Origin of the sequence: Thalassospira lucentensis (assembly GCF_001613805.1) — a bacterium.
In the GTDB taxonomy this organism is placed as follows: Bacteria; Pseudomonadota; Alphaproteobacteria; order Rhodospirillales; family Thalassospiraceae; genus Thalassospira; species Thalassospira lucentensis_A.
Map to the genome: position 1 here is coordinate 38,403 of NZ_LPVY01000006.1, position 18,299 is coordinate 56,701.

An 18,299-nucleotide genomic window follows, 5' to 3' on the forward strand; every position below is an offset into this window, starting at 1 on the left:
CGGACACGTAATCGAGGTTAAAATCATGAAGGTTCTGGTCGTTGGCGGTGGCGGACGTGAACATGCATTGTGCTGGGCAATTGCCAAAAGCCCGCGGCTGACCAAACTTTGGTGTGCACCGGGCAATGCCGGGATTGCCGATTCCGCGCAATGTGTTGCCATTTCCGATAGCGACATTGACGGCCTTGTGAAATTTGCCACCGACAATGCGGTCGATCTGGTTGTTGTCGGCCCCGAGGCCCCGCTGGTCGCGGGCCTTGTCGATGCGCTGGATGCGGTTGGCATCAAATCGTTTGGCTGTTCCAAGGCTGCCGCACAGCTTGAAGGCTCCAAGGGTTTCATGAAGGACATGGTCGCAAAGTTTGGCGTGCCATCTGCGGCCTATGGCCGTTTCACCACGCCTGACGATGCGCGGGCCTTTGTTGAAAAGCACGGTGCGCCGATCGTTGTCAAAACCGATGGCCTTGCCGCGGGCAAGGGTGTGACGATTTGCCAGACAGTTGACGAAGCCTTTGCCGCCATTGACGAATGCATGGTTGGTGGCAAGTTCGGCGATGCCGGTGCGGAGCTGGTGATCGAGGAATTCATGACCGGCGAAGAAGCATCCTTCTTTGCCGTCTGCGACGGTGAAAACGTCATTCCCCTGATTGCAGCCCAAGATCACAAGGCCGTAGGCGAAGGCGATACCGGCCCGAATACCGGCGGTATGGGTGCCTATTCCCCCGCCCCGGTCTTTACCAAATCTGTTGAAGACAAGGTTATGGAACAGATCATTGTTCCGACCGTCAAGGGCATGGCCGCCGAAGGCCATCCGTTCAAGGGGGTTTTGTTTGCCGGTCTGATGATTGACGATGCGGGCAACCCGAAACTGATCGAATACAACATCCGTTTTGGCGACCCGGAATGCCAGGTTCTGATGACGCGCCTGAAATCGGATGTACTTGATATCCTTGATGGGGCGGCGACCGGAAAACTCGATACCGTCAAACCCGAATGGCATGATGAAACCGCTATGGTCGTTGTCATGGCCGCCAAGGGTTATCCGGGCAGCTACGACAAAGGTACAGAGATCAGAAACGTCGCCGATGCGGATGCGATGGACAAGGTCAAGGTCCTGCACGCCGGAACGAAAATGGATGGTGACAAACTGACCGCGACGGGTGGTCGCGTTCTTGGCGTTACCGCACGTGGCACGTCGGTGACCGAAGCCCAGAAACGCGCCTACGAAGCCGTTGACGCCATTAACTGGCCGGGCGGTTTCTGCCGCCGTGATATCGGCTGGCGTGCGATTGCCCGCGAACAGAAGTAAGCCTTTGAATTAAAAAAGACCGGGTCATGCAGCCCGGTCTTTTTTAATGCCTGCGTGATAGCGCACCGCACATTCACCATTCGGACCATGTTCGATGGTTGCCTCGACACCGAACACATCGCGCAGATTTTCCGATGTCAGAATGTCGGCAGGGCTGCCAATCCCCACCAGTTCCCCATCACGCATCATGGCAATCCGGTCGCAATACATCGCGGCATGGTTCAGATCGTGCAGGGCTGCGACCACGGTAACCGGCAATTCGCGCACCAGTTCCAGTAATCCAAGCTGATGGCGGATATCCAGATGGTTTGTCGGCTCGTCCAGCAGAAGGAATTTCGGTTCCTGCGCCAGCGCGCGTGCAATATGAACCCGCTGCTTCTCGCCGCCCGAAAGTGTATGCCAGAACCGGTCGGCCAGATGGATCATGTCGACATCACCAAGGGCGCGGTTAACAATCGCATCATCCCGTTCAGACCAGGGTGACAGCATGCTGAGATATGGTGTGCGCCCCAGTGCCACCGCCTCGCGCGCGGTCAGGCGGTCCGTGGTATCGGCCTGCTGTTCGACAAAGCCGATTTGCCGGGCCAGTTTGCGACGGCCATGCTTTTTCATGTCCTGCCCTGCCAGCATCGCACGCCCCTGATCAGGTGGACGAATACCGGCCAAAACCGACATCAAACTTGTTTTGCCCGACCCATTCGGCCCGATCAGGCCCAGGAACTCGCCCGGTTCGACGCGCAGGGAGACATTTTTGATGATTTTCCGAAAACCGGCAGACCAGACGATATCGCGCAGTTCCAGGGTCATCGCAAAATCCTTCCGTGACACAGGATCAGGGCAAAGGCCGGCGCCCCGACAAGGGCAGTAATCACCCCGATTGGCAACACCTGCCCCGGAACGATCACGCGTGAGATGACATCGGCACAGACCAGAAACAGTGCGCCAATCAATGCCGATAACGGCAATACCAGCCCATGGCGCGTTCCGACAAAGAAGCGCGCGGCATGCGGGATTACCAGTCCAACAAAGCCGATGGAGCCCACGATGCTGACCATCACCGCGGTCATCATTGCCGCCGCAGCAATCAGGACGGCATAAACGCGTCTGACCGGAACACCAAGTGATGCCGCGGATTCACGGCCAAACGTAAAGGCATCAAGTGCGCGTGCATGCCAGAGACACACGACAAGCCCGACAATAGCCACGGGCAAGGCCAGCCACACATCGGGCCAGCGCACGCCGCTAAGATTGCCCAGAAGCCAGAACATGATGCCGCGCGCCTGTTCGGCACTGGCTGACTTGGTGACAATGAAGGATGTCAGGGCGTTAAACATCTGCGACCCGGCAATCCCGGCCAGAATGATTGCCCCCGTGCCGCGCCCGGCCTGTAACGCCAGAAGAGTCACAAAGGCGAATGCCGCCACTGCGCCGATAAATGCACCAAGTGACAGTGAAAGCATCCCGGCCCCAAGACCAAGAATCACGATACTGACCGCACCGGTCGACGCCCCGGCAGAAATGCCCAGCAGATAGGGATCGGCAAGACTGTTGCGCAAAAGCGCCTGCAGGACCGCGCCGGAAACGGCCAAGGCCGCCCCGCAACTTGCGGCAACGATTGCGCGGCTCAGCCGATAGTTCCAGACAATACCGGCATCAATCGCATCCACCGGATGACCGGCATCCCATAAATGATTGGCAATCGTATCGATCACCGTACCCACCGGGATTGCTGTTTCACCCACCGATGCGGCAACCGCCAGGACCGCAGCCAGCAACATCAGCGCGGCAAATGCCACGCTGATGCGTTTCATGAAAACGGGGCTGGAAATGACTTTACCGATCACTGGTCTGATCACTGGCCCGATCACTGAGTAGCCTCGAACGCCTCGATTGCCTTGGCCAGCGTTTCAATGCCCTCGATTGTCCGCATGGTCGGGTTCATCGACTGGGCATCCATGACGACGATATTTCCGCTTTTGACGGCACTCATCTGACTGGTTACCGGATCGGATTTCAGGAACTGCATTTTCAGTTCCCAGTCATCGGCCGGAAAACGGCGACGATCCATTTTGCCAATCGCAATGATATCGGGATTGGTTCGTGCGATGGTTTCCCACCCGACCGTCGGCCATTCATCGTCACTGTCGATGACATTGTCGACACCAAGGATCGACATGACATAGGCCGGCGCACCTTTCTGACCGGCAACAAACGGATCAACATCGATTTCAGCGCTGGAGAACCAGAACAGGGCCGAAATGCCCTTGCCGTTGACGGCGGCGACTTTTTCACGTGCGGCTTTTTCGCGGGCTTTGAAATCGGCAATCAGTTCGGCGCCACGTTCCTCGACATCGAAGATTTTCGAAAGATCATCTATCCCCTGATAGATCTGATCCATGGAAAAGGCATCGATTCGGGTTCCGTCGCCGCCCGTGGTGTTGTCCTTGCCCATGCAATCGGCTGGTGCGGTATAGACCGGGATTGAAAGTTCCGCGAACTGGTCAATCGTTCCGACCTTGCCATTCGGGCCGATATGCCATTGGAACTGGGTTGCGACCAAATCGGGTTTCTGGCCGACCACACTTTCAAAGCTGGGATCGTTGTCTGCCAGACGCGGAATGGTGGCGTTAACGTCGCGAAACTGTTCCTGTACCGGCCCAAGCCATACGGCCGTTCCAACCACCCTGTCGGCCAGCCCCAGAAGATAAAGCAGTTCGGTGCTGCTTTGGCCCAGCGATACGACACGGTTCGGGGCCTGATCAAAGGTCAGAGTCCGACCACAATTTTCCAATGTAAGCGGATATTCCGTCGCAGATGCGTATTGCGCGAAAGAAGCCAGTCCTGCAGCAAACACCCCGACTGCAAGAACCCGTTTGTTAAGTTCGATCACTTTGCGTCCTTTCATGGATATACCGATCCGGAATTTCATTCCCGATCGGTATATCAAACCAATAAATGTTATGTTATAACATAACAACAAAGTTACTATGATCAAGAGACTGGCAAAGGTGCTGAAAAATGGCGGGAAATGTCAGAACCCGAAAGCAGGCAGAACGCATTGCAACCTGCGTGAGACGGTGACATGTACCGACATCCTCCGGGGCACCCCGCCCGGTCCGTCGTCGTCATGTCAGCAGGTCTCCTGGCTCGCGGGTCGCTGTGCTTTCCTGCCTTCCCGGGAAATATCCCAGTGGCTTTCAGAAGAAAAACACTCACCGCCTACAGTTGCGGGGGCAGCTTCGGTTAACCGTCCTAGCAGACGGCTTCGAATTCCCTTTATCCTTGTCGGATACTGACATCAATTGATGTCACATAGTCACACAGACCCGTCAAGAGAATTGCAAACCGGTCGCAATCATCAAGGGTCAGGACCTGGTTTCCTAATAGGCGTTCGCTGCCGCCGTACCATCCCCGCCCAGTCGTCCAAGGATGGCCGATACATCACGCATGGGCGGTGCGCCAAACATGCGGGCATATTCGCGACTGAACTGTGATGCGCTTTCATATCCGACTTCATAGGCCGCGGTCGCCGCATCCTTCATTTCCGTCAGCATCATCTGGCGCGCCATCGTCAGGCGAAGCCGTTTCTGATACTGAAGCGGGCTCATGGATGTTACCTGCTTGAAATGATGATGGAAGGAAGACGGGCTCATATTTGCCTGTGCAGCAAGATCATCGACCCGCAGTGGTGCTGCAAAATCGTCCTTCATCAGACGGATGATCTTGGAAATGCGCTGCATGTTGCTGCCGCCCATTCCGATTTGCGCAATCCGGGCCCCCTGAAGGCCGCGCAACAGGCGATAATGCACTTCGCGCAGAAGCATCGGCGCCATCACCGAAATATCGTCTTTCTGATCGCACAGGCTCAACAGGCGCATCACGGCGTCCAGCAAGGTATCGCTGGCATCATCGACATGAAGCCCGCAATCGCTTTCGGATGCGGATCCGACCTGAAGATCGATCTGGGTTACAAGGTCACTTAGCATCTGGCCGTCAAGTTCAATCGACAAACTGCGATACGGAAGGGCTGCACTGGCATTTGTCACACACCCGACAATGGGCAGGTCAACCGACGCCACCAGATACTTTCCGGGCGCGTAACTGAAAACCGCCTCGCCCAGAGTGACCTCTTTGGCACCTGACGCGATAATACAAAGGCATGGCTTATAGATTGTCGGGACTTTCATCGATGGCCCGGTCGCGCGATACAGGTGCATCGCACTCACCGGCGTCTGGGCAACGCCTTCTCCTTCGCAGTATTTGTCAATCAGTTCAGACATCTCTTCGAATACAGACATCACCAAACTCCTTTGTTTCTCTAATATGAACTATACCGATCCCGACTGTACTGAAAAGCGGTTTTCGTACCGTTCGGAGGATCAGGCAATTGATCAAGAGTTCTGTGTATTCATCAAATTGCTGTTTGCACTCACATTGAGCGCCATCAACCAAACACGGAGGATGTCATGTCGCTTATGTCCAGCAATGTTGAAAACAAGGTCGTCGTTATCACCGGTGCCAGCAGCGGGATTGGCGAAGCCACGGCAAAACTTCTGGCTGAAAATGGTGCAAAGGTCGTTCTGGCCGCCCGCCGCACGGCCAAACTCCATTCCATCGTCGCCGAGATCGAAGCCGAAGGCGGCACCGCCACATGCCGCGCGGTTGATGTCACCGATGCCGACGATGTCGAAGCACTGGTCTATTTCGCCAAAAACACCTATGGCCGCGTTGATGTGATGTTTAACAATGCCGGCGTCATGCCCCTGTCGCCACTTGCCGAACTGAAAATCGACGAGTGGAACAAGATGATCGACGTCAATATCCGTGGCGTGCTGAACGGTATTGCCGCCACCCTGCCATTGTTCAAGGAACAGGGCGGTGGTCATATCATCAACACCGCATCGATCGGGGCGCATCTGGTATCGCCGACCGCCGCGGTTTATTGCGCCACCAAATACGCCGTCTGGGCCATTTCAGACGGCCTGCGTCAGGAAAGCCGGGATATCCGCGTTACCATGGTTTCGCCGGGTGTTACCGAAACCGAACTTGGCAACGATATCACCGATGACAGCGCCAAGGGGTTCCTCGGCGAATTGCGCAAAACCGCCCTTAGTCCGATTTCGATTGCATGGTCTGTGCTTTATGCAATCGCCCAGCCCGACAGCGTCGATATCAACGAGATCATCGTACGCCCGACGGCATCGGCATATTGATCCGTACCGCCCAAGGAGGCCCGCATGGCACGTCATATGTTTGCGTCTTCTATCACCAGTCTTCTGATGCTGTTTTCCAGCACAGCCACCGCACAGGAGGATACCGTCATGTCCGGAACCGCGTCGAACGATCCGCATCCCTATGTCGGCATGTGGGTCACGGCAGACGGTAACATCCGTCAGGAATTGCTGGCCAATGGGCGTTATGACGAGGCGCGCGGCAATCGTCAGTCCGCCTATCAGGGACGTTACGAAATTTCAGGCAATCACATCGATTACTGGGATGATACCGGCTTCACCGCAGATGGCTATTTCGAAGATGGCGTTCTGTATCACGCCGGAATGGTTATGTATCGCCAGCCGCTGCAATAGATATTCTGATTTCAGAGCCCCACTGCACCGGTTAACCCCGATGCAGAACCCGCAAGGAACGGTATCCGATGGATGCCGTTCCTTTTTCATGAGTGAAATCTTTAACGACGATCAGCTTGCCGTCGCGGGCACATTGTCGGTCGGAACATTCAATTCGCCAGCGGTTGCAAAGGTGAATAGATCAATCGGTTCGGAAAGCCCGCGCACGTCCATTTGCCCGATTTTGCGAAAATCTTCTGCTGCCAGGTACTGTGCCGTCGTTGCAGAAATCAGAACGTCGGTTCCCAGTTCCTTGTTCATCACTTCCAGTCGGGCTGCCATATTTACCGTATCGCCATGCACGGTATAGTTCTGTCGTCCACCCCCGCCGACACTTCCTGCAATTACAGTCCCGGTGCAAATCCCGATACGCGTTCGGACATGGATCCCGGCAAAGTCGCGACTTTGCACAAGTTCGGAAATCTCGCGTGCGGCGCGCACCGCACATCTCGCATGATCGGGGTCCTCGGCCGGGACATTGAACGTCGCCAGAACCGCATCGCCCTGAAACTGGGTGATCACACCATGATGGCGGGTGATGATCTGTGACACCGCATCGAAATAGGTATTGAGAACCTCGACAATTCCTTTTGGACCGATGGTTTCGGTCAGCTTGGTGAAATCAGCAAGATCGGCAAACAGGATGGTTGCCTCCCGCTCGACCGGAGCCAGTGACCCGCGTTTGGAAATCAGCACCTCGGCCACGGCGGGCGGCACATATTGTCCGAAAATGTCGGAAATGGCGCTGCGTTCCTGCTCTGCCTCGATCTGCCGGCGAACCGTATGGCGCGCCCGCCACATGACCAAACCAATCAGAATGGCAACAATAACCAGTGCCAGGGCTTCCTGTACGCGGCTCCAGGCACCGATAAAATCGGGGCTGAAGAAATAGGTCACAAAGGTCTGGGTATCGGGCGATGTACCAATATCCTGCCAGTCATAGGTTTGCGTCATATCGCGGATGGCATAAAGGAACGCGCCAAGCCATCCGGCGGCACCGCAAATACCGGCCCATAAAACAAGCCCCGGTGAAAAGCTGAATGCGGCAACACCAAGAATGATGAAATAAAACGGGAAGATCGGTGTGCGGAAAATCACCGCCTGGGGCAGATCGACATTATCAAACACCGGCTGCGTCGCAATCAGAAGAGACAGGAAGCCGATATCAAGCGCAATGAACAGATACTTGATCCAGTTCCGATCATAGGATGATCCGATAATCCGGTAATGGATAATGCCAAACCCGGCAAAGACACCAAGCGCAATCAGATATTCAATGGCACGTAACGGGTCGCCTGACCGCGACGCCACAAGCCAGACCCCCATCAGGATCAGCGCGACCAGACGCCCCTTGATCGCCAGTCGCAGGCCTTTGTGTTCCGCCTCGTGAAAAATGGCTTTCTGCTCGGGCTTTCCCATAACGGTTTGCTGCATGAACATGTCTTTCTGCGATGGCGATCCTGCCATTTTAATGATTGCAAGTTTATTTAGGCAGACATCGAACATACCGCTATGCGAAAAATGCAGATATTACGATCTTGAATTCGCCATGTTTTATCCCGATTACGTCCACACTGTCCGGTATAGTTCCGGACATCTTAAATTAACGGGACCTGATTGATGACGACTTCTGTGGAACGCAGACGATTTCTGAAATCCATGGCCGCTGCCGGGCTGATCCTGCCGGGTATGTCGCTGGTCAATGGCGCATCGGCGGCCAACGAAAAACTTGATCTTGGCGAACCGCAAAGCTTCAGCTTTGACGCCCTGATCAAACGCGCCGAAGCCATGTCAAAATCGCCTTATGAACCGCCTGTCGCCCCCGATCCCGAAATTGTCGGCAAGATCGATTACGACATCCACGGCAAGCTGCATTATAAACGCGAATTTTCGCCCTATGCCGATGGTTCGGGCACCTATCCGCTGACCTTCTTCCATCTGGGCATGTATTTCGCCAAACCGGTTCACATGCATCTGGTTGACGGTGGCAAATCGCGCGAAGTGGTTTATACGCCCGACTATTTCGACATGCCCGAAGACAGCATCGCGCGCAAGCTTTCGGAAAACAGCGGCTTTGCCGGTTTCCGTCTGCATGAAAATGTCGAACGTGATGACTGGAAGACCCAGGACTGGGCGGCATTTCTTGGCGCGTCCTATTTCCGTGCGATTGGCGATGAAGGCCAATATGGCCTGTCGGCGCGCGGCATTGTCGTCAATACGGCAACGTCCCAGCCCGAAGAATTTCCCGATTTCCGCGAGTTTTATATCGAGCCCGCGAAATCGGCAAACGCCCCGGTCACGGTCTATGCCCTGCTGGATGGTCCCAGCATCACGGGTGCCTATCGGTTCTATCTGACGCGCGGCGAAGGTGTGACGATGGATGTCGAAAAACACCTGTTCCTGCGCAAGGATATCGAACGCCTTGGCATCGCCCCGCTGACCAGCATGTTCTGGTATTCCGAACAGAACAAATCGTTCCGCTTTGACTGGCGCCCGGAAGTCCATGACAGTGACGGGCTGGAACTTTGGACCGGGAATGGCGAACGCATCTGGCGTCAGCTCAACAACCCGGAAATCATCCGCACGTCGGCATTCGGCGATAAAAACCCGCGCGGGTTTGGACTTATGCAGCGGGATCGCGAAGTCAGCCATTATCTTGACGGTGTGCGTTATCACCGCCGCCCCAGCCTGTGGGTCGAACCGCTTGGCGCGTGGGAAGACGGTGCCGTGCAGCTTGTCGAAATCCCGACAGATGACGAAATTCACGACAATATCGGCGCTTTCTGGGTACCGAATGCCCCTGCCAAGGCGGGCAATAGCTATCAGTTCCGTTATCGCCTGTATTGGCAGGCCCATAACCCGTTCCCGATGGACAAGCTTGCCCATGTTACCGCCACCCGCATGGGTCGTGGTGGCAATCCCGGCACGGTTCGTCCGAAGGATGAGCTGAAATTCTCGGTCGAGTTCGAAGGTGAAATCCTTGGAACCTTGGCCTATGGCGAGTTTCCGGAAGTCATTGTTTCAACCTCGCGCGGGGAAATTGTCCGTACCAAGATCGAGCCGATCATGGATACCCGTATCTGGCGTGCGGCGTTTGACCTTAAAGTCGAGGGCACCGAGCCGGTTGATTTGCGGATGTATCTGAGACGCGGCGATGCACCGCTTAGCGAAACCTGGATGTATCAGCATCTGCCGGGATTGCGCGGACAGACACGCGAATAAGAATAAAGGCCCGTCATTTGGCGGGCCTTTTACTTTTTATCTTGGGCCTTAGCGTAGCGACCCAAAGAATTCCTTCAGAAGCTTGCCTGCCTCGACCTCGCCGATCCCGCCGTAAACTTCCGGGCGGTGATGGCAGCTTGTGCTTTCGAATACCCGCGGACCATGATCGATGCCACCGCTTTTAGGGTCATAGGCCCCGAAATATACCCGCCGCAGACGGGCAAACGAAATGGCGGCGGCACACATCGGGCAGGGTTCAAGCGTGACATACAGATCGCAATTGGGCAGACGCGGTTCGCCCTTGGCACCGGCAGCGGCCCGGATCACAAGGATTTCGGCATGGGCCGTCGGATCATTGAGTTCCTCGGTCAGGTTGCCGGCACGCGCCAGCACCTCGCCACTGTCGGCATCGACCAGAACCGCACCGACCGGCACTTCGCCACGCCTTGCGGCGGCGCGCGCCTCTTCCAGCGCCATATCCATATAGCTGTCTGCGCTCATGATTTGCTTTCCATCCCGGAATAATGAGTTGGCCGCAGCATCACCATACCCGGCCCATCGCACTGTCTGTTGACTGTTTTTCTTGAGTTTTAAGGATATGAGATTGCAATCTGTGCAAGGATCGGTCAAGCGGTGATAAGATCATGGCCGATTGCACATATGCGTGAATTGCCGTTGCCCTTCTAACGCACCGGGGTTAGTTTCCGGCCAAATTCATGGCATCGCCAGCAAACATAGCGAACAACTGCCACCACCAACGGGATTTGACAGACCATGAGTGCCAGAAAACCGATCATCGGCATTACCCTTGATTCCGAGGAACCCGGTGGCTATTCCAAATTTCCGTGGTATGCGCTGCGTGAGAACTATGCAGGTGCGGTCACGGCGGCGGGCGGCATTCCCATGCCCCTGCCCCACGAGGTTGAACTGGTTCCCGATCTGCTGGATCTGATTGACGGGCTTGTGGTCACCGGTGGCGCATTTGATGTCGATCCCAGCCTGTTTGGCGCCGAAGAACGCCATGATACCGTGGTGACCAAAGACCGCCGCACCAAGTTTGAATGGGCGATGGCCGAAGGCGCGCTTAAACGCAATATGCCGGTTCTGGGCATTTGCGGCGGGCAACAATTGCTCAACGTGATCCTTGGCGGATCATTGATCCAGCATATTCCCGACAGTGTTGAGAACTGCCTGCCGCATGAACAACCCAACCCGCGCAACGAGCCGGGGCATGATGTGACCGTCGAAGCAGGTACCCTGCTTTCGCGTATTGTTGGCGATGTCAAAAGCCTGTCGGTCAATTCCGCCCATCATCAGGCCGTGGATAAGGTCGGCCCGGATGTGATCATCAATTCCCTTGCCCCTGATGGCGTGATCGAAGGGATTGAACATCCGGGATATCGTTATTGTCTTGGGGTGCAGTGGCATCCCGAATTTCATATCAGTTCGGGCGATGCGAAAATCTTCGACGCCCTGATTTCCGAGGCCCGCAAATGAGCGACCAGACCCCGAACCCGACAGAAGATACCGAAGAAAGCAAACCCGAACGCATTGCCAAACGCATTGCGCGTTCCGGCGTTTGTTCGCGTCGCGATGCCGAACGCATGATCGAGGAAGGTCTGGTGAAGCTGAACGGCAAGGTGCTTGACAGCCCGGCCGTGACCGTCACCGACGAGGACGAAATTTACGTCAATGGCAAACCGTTGCCGCAAAAGGAAAAGCCGCGCCTGTGGCGTCTGTTTAAAAAACGCGGACTGGTCACCAGCCACCGTGACGAACAGGGCCGCGATACGGTTTTCGAACATCTACCAAGCTATATGCCGCGCGTGATTTCGGTCGGCCGTCTTGATCTGAACTCCGAAGGTCTTTTGCTGCTGACCAATGATGGCGAGCTTGCCCGTTATCTTGAACTGCCCGCCACCGGATGGGCACGCCGGTATCGGGTGCGCGTTCACGGCCGGATTGACGAGGCAAAACTCAAACAGCTTGAGGACGGTGTTACGGTTGACGGTATCAATTACGGTTCGATACAGGCCGAAGTTGATGTTCAGAAAGACAGCAATGCCTGGATGACCGTAACCCTTCGCGAAGGTAAAAACCGCGAAATCCGTCGCGTGATGGAACATCTTGGCTGGCCGGTAACCCGTTTGATGCGTGTGTCCTATGGCCCGTTCCAGTTGGGTAACTTGGCACCCGGCGATTGCGAGGAAATCACCGGCAAAGTGATGAAGGAACAGCTGGCTGCGTTCTTCAAAGGCGATTACAGCAAGGTTTCCGAAAAGAAATCGGTCGCACGCGGTGGTACCGGCCGCCCCAAGGCACCGCGCACAGTGTTTGGCAAACCAGCCGCGCCGCGCCGTCGCCAGCAAGGCAACAACCCGAACGCCGTCACCGATGACACCCGGACTGAGAACAGCTTTGAAAACCGGACGCGTCCGGGCAACCGCGCCAAACCGACAGTCGCACGCGGAGAGGTATCGCGTGGTGGTCCCGCACGTGAAAATCGTGAAAACCGCGAAGATCGTAACGACCGCGGCACACGAAACGACCGGGACAATCGTTTTGATGATCGCGACAATACAAACCGCCCGGCCAACAAAGGCCGCGGGCGTTATGCGCCCGGTGGCAAAGCCAGTGGCGAACGCAATAGCGACGGTGGGAAATCGTTTGGTAGCGGTCGCGGCAAGCCATCTGGCAATACCGGCGGCAATAATCGCGGCAGCATTGCCGATGGAAAACCCGGCAATCGCCCCGCAGGGCGCAGCGGATCGAAACCGGCGGGCAATCGTCCGCGCGGCAAAAAGGGTTAAGGCAGAATGCGGATTGTTGGCGGAAGTCTTCGCGGGCGGCTTTTGACCGCACCAACCGGGCGCGATACGCGCCCGACACTGGATCGCGTTCGCGAGGCCCTGTTTAACATCCTGACACATGCATCGCGCTGGTACGAGGACGACCAGAACCCGCTTTATGACGGGCTGGTTCTTGATGCCTATGCCGGTTCCGGGGCGCTGGGACTTGAAGCCATTTCACGTGGCGCGCAAAAGGCGGTTTTCTTTGATCTTGATCGCGGTGCGCTTGCCGCAATCGAACAGAATATTGCCGATTTGAAACTGGGTGATAAAACCCGCGTTCAGCGCGCCGACGCAACCAAGCCGCCGCGCGCATCCGAACCCGCCAGTATGGTGTTCCTTGATCCGCCCTATCATAAGGAATTGCTGGGACCGAGCATTACGGGACTGGCAAATGCAGGATGGATCAATGCGGAAACGCTGATCATTGCCGAACGCGATCCGCGCGATCCAGTGCCCGATATTGACGGGCTTGAAATCCTCGACAGCCGCAAATATGGCCGTTGCCAGATCGATATTTGCCGCCTTGGCGCAGCGGCTTGAGCCTTTATTGAATTCCCGGCTGTGTTATGGTGGTCTGCCTTTCGAAAAGTCAGGCCGTGTTGAGTGATGAAGTTACTGCCCCCGACAGCACCCGATCCTGAATTTGGTCGCCGCCTGCGCCAATGGCGCCGCGAAAGCGAAATCAAGCAATCGCGTCTTGCCGATATTGTCGGAGTCACACAGGCAACCGTGTCACGTTGGGAAAAGGGTTTGCAAACGCCCGCCCCGCTTCAGATCGACCTTTTGCATCAGATGATGACGCGCAACCGCAATTTCCGATTGGATCAGGCGATCAAACGGCTGGTGATCCATTCGCGGCAACGTGTTCATCTGATCGAGGATCGCAGCCATCGTTTACTGTGCGCATCGGGACCGCGTGAAAAGGAATGGCAACGGGATTCCGGTGACCTTATCGGCATGTCGCTTTGGCGTTTTGCCACGCCGGAAATCGCACAGGCGGAAAAACGCCTGCATCATATGGGCTGGCACGAAGATCAGGCCGATCATCTGACTTTCGAAACATCCGGGCGCGACGGCCCACCGATGCCGATTGTCGATAAATTCATCCTGTGGGAACGGTTTTTCCTGTCCGACGGCACCGCTGTTCGTCTGACCACCGGTTTTGATACACCGCCCGTCTAACCCCTTCACGCATATTTCATACGTGGATCGCCCAAACGGGTTTCCGGTAAAAGGAACCCGCTATTTTGGTTCGCCCCGACCAAATCGTTTATTGAATTGACGGATTGCGCCCTCATGCCACCGATTTTTGCCATTTGTGTTCTTTACGGTCTTGGACTGACGGCCTCGATGCAGGTTGGGCTGGTCGGGCCGATTGCCCCCGATCTTCGTGCCGGTTTTGATCTTAGCCAGGCACAGTTTGGACTTGTCGCATCGCTGATCACGGCGGCAGGGGCCCTGTTTGCGATTCCCGCAGGGGTTTGGGCCGCACAGGCCGGATTGCGTCGCTCGCTGGTTCTGGGCGGCCTTATGATGATCATTGGTGCTGCACTCTTTGCAACAGCATCCAGCAGCGGGATGCTTTATGTCGGGCGTCTTGTCACCAGTGTCGGATATCTTCTGATTGTGGTGGGTGCGCCAAGCTGGATGGCCAATCTGGGCAATGCCAGAACCGTTGCCATGGCCATGAGCATCTGGGGCACGTTCATCCCGGTCGGCATTGCCATGGGGAATTGGACCAGTGCCGCGATTGTCGCGTGGCTTGACTGGCGCATGGCGGTTGTTGCCTGCACCATCCCGGTCGCGATCCTTTTGCCCGCCCTGATGCTGCTGACCAAACCGCGCGAGCAAAGTTTCAACCGGTCCCTGACATCGGGTATTTCCGGCGTTCTTAAATCCCGCCCGGCGATGCAGATCGCACTTACCTTTGCGGCCTTTGCCGGGGCAACATCCGCATCCCTTGCCTTCATGCCCGCCATGATGGCAGACAATCTTGCGATCAGCATTCCCCTTGCCGCGGCGATCATTGGCATCACGGCAATTGCCGGAAACATCATCGGTAGTGTCGGCGCAGGGATGGCACTGGGTCGCGAGATACCCGGCCGCATCATGCTTGCGATCGGATTACCGGTCATGGCGGCGGCGATCTTCATCCTGTTTGTCAGCCAGATCATCACCATCAGTGTATTGGCGTTGGTCCTGTTCAATATCGGGCAGGGCGTCGTTGCCGGTACATGCTTTGCGCTTTTACCCCGTATTGCAGATCGCAATCTTTCGATGCCTGCCCTTCAGGGGATGCTTGCCCAGTTTGCCGAGATTTTCGTTGTAATTGTCCCACCCGTTGCAGGTGCCATGATCGACTGGGCAAACTGGAAGGGGGCGGCATTTCTTCTGACCGGTTTCTACCTTGCCGGATTTGTCATTTCGCTTCAATACCGTCAGGTCCGTGTCGTAACAGCGGGTTAGTCCGCCTATACAATCCGCTGTCTTGACCTATCCCGTAAAGCAGGCGACCCTCCTTGCCGGATCAGATGCAAGGGGCAAATAACGCTCTGCACAAGGGAAACGGAATGACCTGGATTAAAGCCACCTTTATCGGCCTGATATTGCTTGGCATTCTGGTAATTTCCGCGTTCTTTATCTGGCTGGCACCTGTGGGGGCAGGTTATACGGCCAAAATCATGTGTTCGGCCATTTTTGTAAATGGCCTGTCCTCGGACCGCGCCCGCGATGAGGATGTACTTGCCGATAACAATCCATTGCTGTCGCTGATTACCGCGAATGTTGATTTGCGGCATCAAACGGTCAGCGCGCATGCATTCGGTTTTCGTACACGTATCGCGGTTTTTCGCCCAAATCTTGGCTGCACACTTTCCGATGATCCGGCGCGGATTGAACAGTTGCGCGCGACAAGCCCGCTAATTCGTCCGATCCCGGCACAACCGCTGCGAACGGCATCCGTGCCAGGCAATATTGACCGGCGGGCCTTTAACAATATTCTTGCCGATGCGATGGATGAACCGGGCACGGATATCTCGCGACGCAGCCGGGCAATTGTTGTGTTGCATCGTGGCAAGGTCATTGCCGAACGTTATGCACCGGGGATCAATGCCACCACCCCCTTGCCGGGCTGGTCGATGACCAAAAGCGTGTTCAATGCCTTGCTGGGCCGGATGCAACAGGAACACATGATCCCCGGAGTTGACAGCCCGGTTCTGATCAACGAATGGCAATCCCGGACAAACGATCCCCGTGCTGTCATCACCTATGACCAGCTTCTGCATATGAGCAGCGGACTGGAATTTGATGAAAGCTACTGGAACCCGCTATCGGACGTGGTTCAAATGCTGTTTGTCGAACCCGCCACTGCCGGATTTGCCGTGGCCCGCCCGCTTGAACACAAACCGGGTGAATATTTCTCTTATAATTCCGGGGCGACAAACGTTCTGTCGGCGGCAATGCGCAATATCAGCGGCTCAATCCTTAGCTATCAGCATATCCCGTTTGATATGCTGTTCCGGCCGCTTGGCATCCGCAATGCGGTAATCGAAACCGATCAGGATGGCTATTTCATCGGTTCCAGCTTCATGCATGCCTCGGCTCGTGACTGGGCAAAAATTGGTCAGTTATTCCTGCAGGATGGTGTCTGGAACGATGAACAACTTCTACCGCCAGACTGGGTGAAATATTCGGTCACGCCCGCACCAGCCGCCCCAAACGGTATCTATGGTGCCCACTGGTGGCTTCAATTGCCCGGTTCACGTGATAAAGACGGCAACGCACAAATCAATGGCCCAACGATCCCGGATGATGCGTTTTTTGCACTTGGTCATGATGGCCAGATCATCAGCATCATCCCGTCAAAGGAACTGGTGATTGTAAGACTTGGATTGACCAGAGACGGCAGTGCCTTTGACCAACATCGCTTTGTCGGATCAATTTCGGCACTGTTCCCCGATATTATCGCGCGCAAGGGTGATACCACTGTGGAAGTGGAAAACACCGCACAGTCAGCCGAATAAACCACGGCCTGCCGTTCAGACAACCGTACCGGCAACGCCGAAATAGCCCATCACGATACCACCGGTTCCCCCCGCAAGAACCAGTGCCCAGACAGGCATCAGCCGCCATTGCAAGATTGTGAATGCAATGATCGCAATCACCACGTCCTTCACGTCATGAATTGATCCGGTCCAGATCGGATCGTACAGAACCGATGCGAGCAAGCCCACCACTGCAGCATTGATCCCTGCCAGCCCCGCACGCATTTTGGGCATATGCCGGATACGATCCCAAAACGGCAATAATCCGATCACCAGAAGAAACGCGGGCAGGAAAATGGCGATCAGGGCAATCATCGCCCCTGCGATCCCGCCCGTATCGGTTTGCATCACGGCACCCAGATAGGCAGCAAAGGTAAAAATCGGCCCCGGTACTGCCTGCGTTGCGCCATAACCGGCAAGGAACATATCCGTATCGACCCAACCGGGCGCAACAACGGCTTCCTGCAGCAGTGGCAGCACCACATGGCCGCCACCAAAAACCAGCGCCCCGCTGCGATAAAATCCGTCAAATACGGCAAGCCATGATGACGATGTGATCTGTACCAGTAACGGCAACCCGATCAGCAGTACACCAAAGATTGCCAACGCGAACACCGCCACCTTTGGGGAAATACCGGCAGCCAGCTTCCCGTCCAGCTTGACCAGATCAGCCTGCAGGAACAGCGTCCCGGCAACCAGCCCACCGACAATGACGATGGCCTGCATGCCCGCACCACTAAATGCGATCATCAGTGCGGCAGAAATTATGGCAACAACCGCACGCGGAATATCAGGGCACAGGCTTCGCGCCATGCCCCAAAGAGCGTGCGCAACAACACCAACCGCAACCAGTTTGAGTCCCCATATCATGGGACCAGTGGCGGCGAGGTTACCGCCAGCCAAACCAAGCCCAAGCGCGACAAGAACAATTGCCGATGGCATGGTAAAACCGATCCATGCGGCAAATGCGCCGGGAAATCCGCCGAGCGACATGCCGATTCCCATCCCGACCTGCGAACTGGCAGGCCCCGGCACAAACTGGCAGAGTGCTACCAGATCGCCGTAAGTCGCATCCGAAAGCCATTTGCGGCGTACTACGAACTCTTCACGAAAATAACTGATGTGTGCAACCGGCCCGCCAAAACTGGTCAAGCCAAGTCGAAGAAAAATCAGAAAAATCTGCCAAACCGGCAAATCCTGTCTGGCATCGTGATGAACCGTCATACCTGCCTGCTACCGGATAGATGAT

At 55.9% G+C, this 18,299-nt stretch carries 17 protein-coding genes and 1 riboswitch; of the genes, 10 read left to right on the forward strand and 7 right to left on the reverse strand.

The genetic code is table 11. The features are described 5' to 3' along the window. The first annotated feature begins 25 nt into the window (after window positions 1-25). Window positions 26-1,309: a phosphoribosylamine--glycine ligase gene (gene purD, locus AUP42_RS07970; protein ID WP_062950677.1), complete on the forward strand. Its 1,284-nt coding sequence runs from the start codon at window positions 26-28 to the stop codon at window positions 1,307-1,309. Window positions 1,310-1,333: 24 nt separating this feature from the next. On the opposite strand, the gene AUP42_RS07975 is transcribed toward purD, so the two are convergent. The 4 genes from AUP42_RS07975 to AUP42_RS07990 all read right to left on the reverse strand — a co-directional run bounded on the left by AUP42_RS07975 (window position 1,334) and on the right by AUP42_RS07990 (window position 5,607). Further along, window positions 1,334-2,116: an ABC transporter ATP-binding protein gene (locus AUP42_RS07975; RefSeq protein ID WP_062950678.1), complete on the reverse strand. Its 783-nt coding sequence runs from the start codon at window positions 2,114-2,116 to the stop codon at window positions 1,334-1,336. After that, window positions 2,113-3,165 carry a FecCD family ABC transporter permease gene (locus AUP42_RS07980; RefSeq protein WP_231858197.1) on the reverse strand — a complete coding sequence of 351 codons (1,053 nt, stop codon included), beginning with the start codon at window positions 3,163-3,165 and terminating at the stop codon, window positions 2,113-2,115. The genes AUP42_RS07975 and AUP42_RS07980 overlap by 4 nt, the downstream gene beginning before the upstream one ends. 8 nt (window positions 3,166-3,173) lie before the next feature. After that, entirely contained in the window at window positions 3,174-4,214 is a 1,041-nt protein-coding gene (locus AUP42_RS07985) for an ABC transporter substrate-binding protein (RefSeq protein WP_062950679.1), read from the reverse strand. 209 nt (window positions 4,215-4,423) lie between these two features. Further along, window positions 4,424-4,621: riboswitch (cobalamin riboswitch) on the reverse strand. Window positions 4,622-4,689: 68 nt separating this feature from the next. After that, on the reverse strand, window positions 4,690-5,607 hold the full coding sequence (locus tag AUP42_RS07990; protein ID WP_062950681.1) for an AraC family transcriptional regulator: 918 nt from the start codon (window positions 5,605-5,607) through the stop codon (window positions 4,690-4,692). Window positions 5,608-5,775: 168 nt separating this feature from the next. Between AUP42_RS07990 and AUP42_RS07995 the strand changes: the two genes are divergently transcribed. Together AUP42_RS07995 and AUP42_RS08000 are read left to right on the forward strand one after the other, a co-directional pair. Continuing rightward, complete coding sequence (locus AUP42_RS07995) at window positions 5,776-6,522, forward strand: SDR family oxidoreductase (protein ID WP_181850075.1); 747 nt, start codon at window positions 5,776-5,778, stop codon at window positions 6,520-6,522. Window positions 6,523-6,546: 24 nt separating this feature from the next. Then, a complete protein-coding gene (locus tag AUP42_RS08000) occupies window positions 6,547-6,894 on the forward strand; it encodes an Atu4866 domain-containing protein (RefSeq protein WP_062950683.1) in 348 nt (115 codons plus the stop codon). 111 nt (window positions 6,895-7,005) lie between these two features. On the opposite strand, the gene AUP42_RS08005 is transcribed toward AUP42_RS08000, so the two are convergent. After that, window positions 7,006-8,367: an adenylate/guanylate cyclase domain-containing protein gene (locus AUP42_RS08005; RefSeq protein ID WP_197468255.1), complete on the reverse strand. Its 1,362-nt coding sequence runs from the start codon at window positions 8,365-8,367 to the stop codon at window positions 7,006-7,008. A gap of 186 nt (window positions 8,368-8,553) precedes the next feature. Between AUP42_RS08005 and AUP42_RS08010 the strand changes: the two genes are divergently transcribed. Beyond that, the gene (locus AUP42_RS08010) at window positions 8,554-10,155 is read left to right on the forward strand and encodes a glucan biosynthesis protein (RefSeq protein WP_062950686.1); all 1,602 of its coding nucleotides are present in this window, start codon (window positions 8,554-8,556) and stop codon (window positions 10,153-10,155) included. Between the two features lie 48 nt (window positions 10,156-10,203). Here the strand turns inward: AUP42_RS08010 and AUP42_RS08015 are convergent, their stop codons facing one another. Next, a complete protein-coding gene (locus AUP42_RS08015) occupies window positions 10,204-10,656 on the reverse strand; it encodes a nucleoside deaminase (protein ID WP_037991063.1) in 453 nt (150 codons plus the stop codon). Window positions 10,657-10,929: 273 nt separating this feature from the next. Here AUP42_RS08015 and AUP42_RS08020 point away from each other — a divergent pair, with 273 nt between their 5' ends. The 6 genes from AUP42_RS08020 (at window position 10,930) to AUP42_RS08045 (ending at window position 17,029) form a co-directional block, all read left to right on the forward strand. Further along, on the forward strand, window positions 10,930-11,652 hold the full coding sequence (locus tag AUP42_RS08020; RefSeq protein WP_062950688.1) for a gamma-glutamyl-gamma-aminobutyrate hydrolase family protein: 723 nt from the start codon (window positions 10,930-10,932) through the stop codon (window positions 11,650-11,652). Beyond that, window positions 11,649-12,965 carry a pseudouridine synthase gene (locus AUP42_RS08025; protein WP_062950690.1) on the forward strand — a complete coding sequence of 439 codons (1,317 nt, stop codon included), beginning with the start codon at window positions 11,649-11,651 and terminating at the stop codon, window positions 12,963-12,965. The genes AUP42_RS08020 and AUP42_RS08025 overlap by 4 nt, the downstream gene beginning before the upstream one ends. A gap of 6 nt (window positions 12,966-12,971) precedes the next feature. Further along, window positions 12,972-13,547 (forward strand): 16S rRNA (guanine(966)-N(2))-methyltransferase RsmD, encoded by a 576-nt coding sequence (rsmD, locus tag AUP42_RS08030; RefSeq protein WP_062950692.1) that lies wholly within the window; start codon window positions 12,972-12,974, stop codon window positions 13,545-13,547. 66 nt (window positions 13,548-13,613) lie between these two features. Beyond that, complete coding sequence (locus tag AUP42_RS08035) at window positions 13,614-14,189, forward strand: helix-turn-helix transcriptional regulator (RefSeq protein WP_062950694.1); 576 nt, start codon at window positions 13,614-13,616, stop codon at window positions 14,187-14,189. A gap of 114 nt (window positions 14,190-14,303) precedes the next feature. Continuing rightward, window positions 14,304-15,473, forward strand: a complete 1,170-nt coding sequence (locus AUP42_RS08040) for a CynX/NimT family MFS transporter (RefSeq protein ID WP_062950696.1) — start codon at window positions 14,304-14,306, stop codon at window positions 15,471-15,473. A 104-nt stretch (window positions 15,474-15,577) separates the two neighbouring features. Next, entirely contained in the window at window positions 15,578-17,029 is a 1,452-nt protein-coding gene (locus tag AUP42_RS08045; RefSeq protein WP_062950698.1) for a serine hydrolase domain-containing protein, read from the forward strand. Window positions 17,030-17,044: 15 nt separating this feature from the next. Here AUP42_RS08045 and chrA read toward each other — a convergent pair whose 3' ends face one another. Further along, window positions 17,045-18,274 carry a chromate efflux transporter gene (gene chrA / locus AUP42_RS08050; protein WP_062950700.1) on the reverse strand — a complete coding sequence of 410 codons (1,230 nt, stop codon included), beginning with the start codon at window positions 18,272-18,274 and terminating at the stop codon, window positions 17,045-17,047. Window positions 18,275-18,299 lie beyond the last annotated feature (25 nt).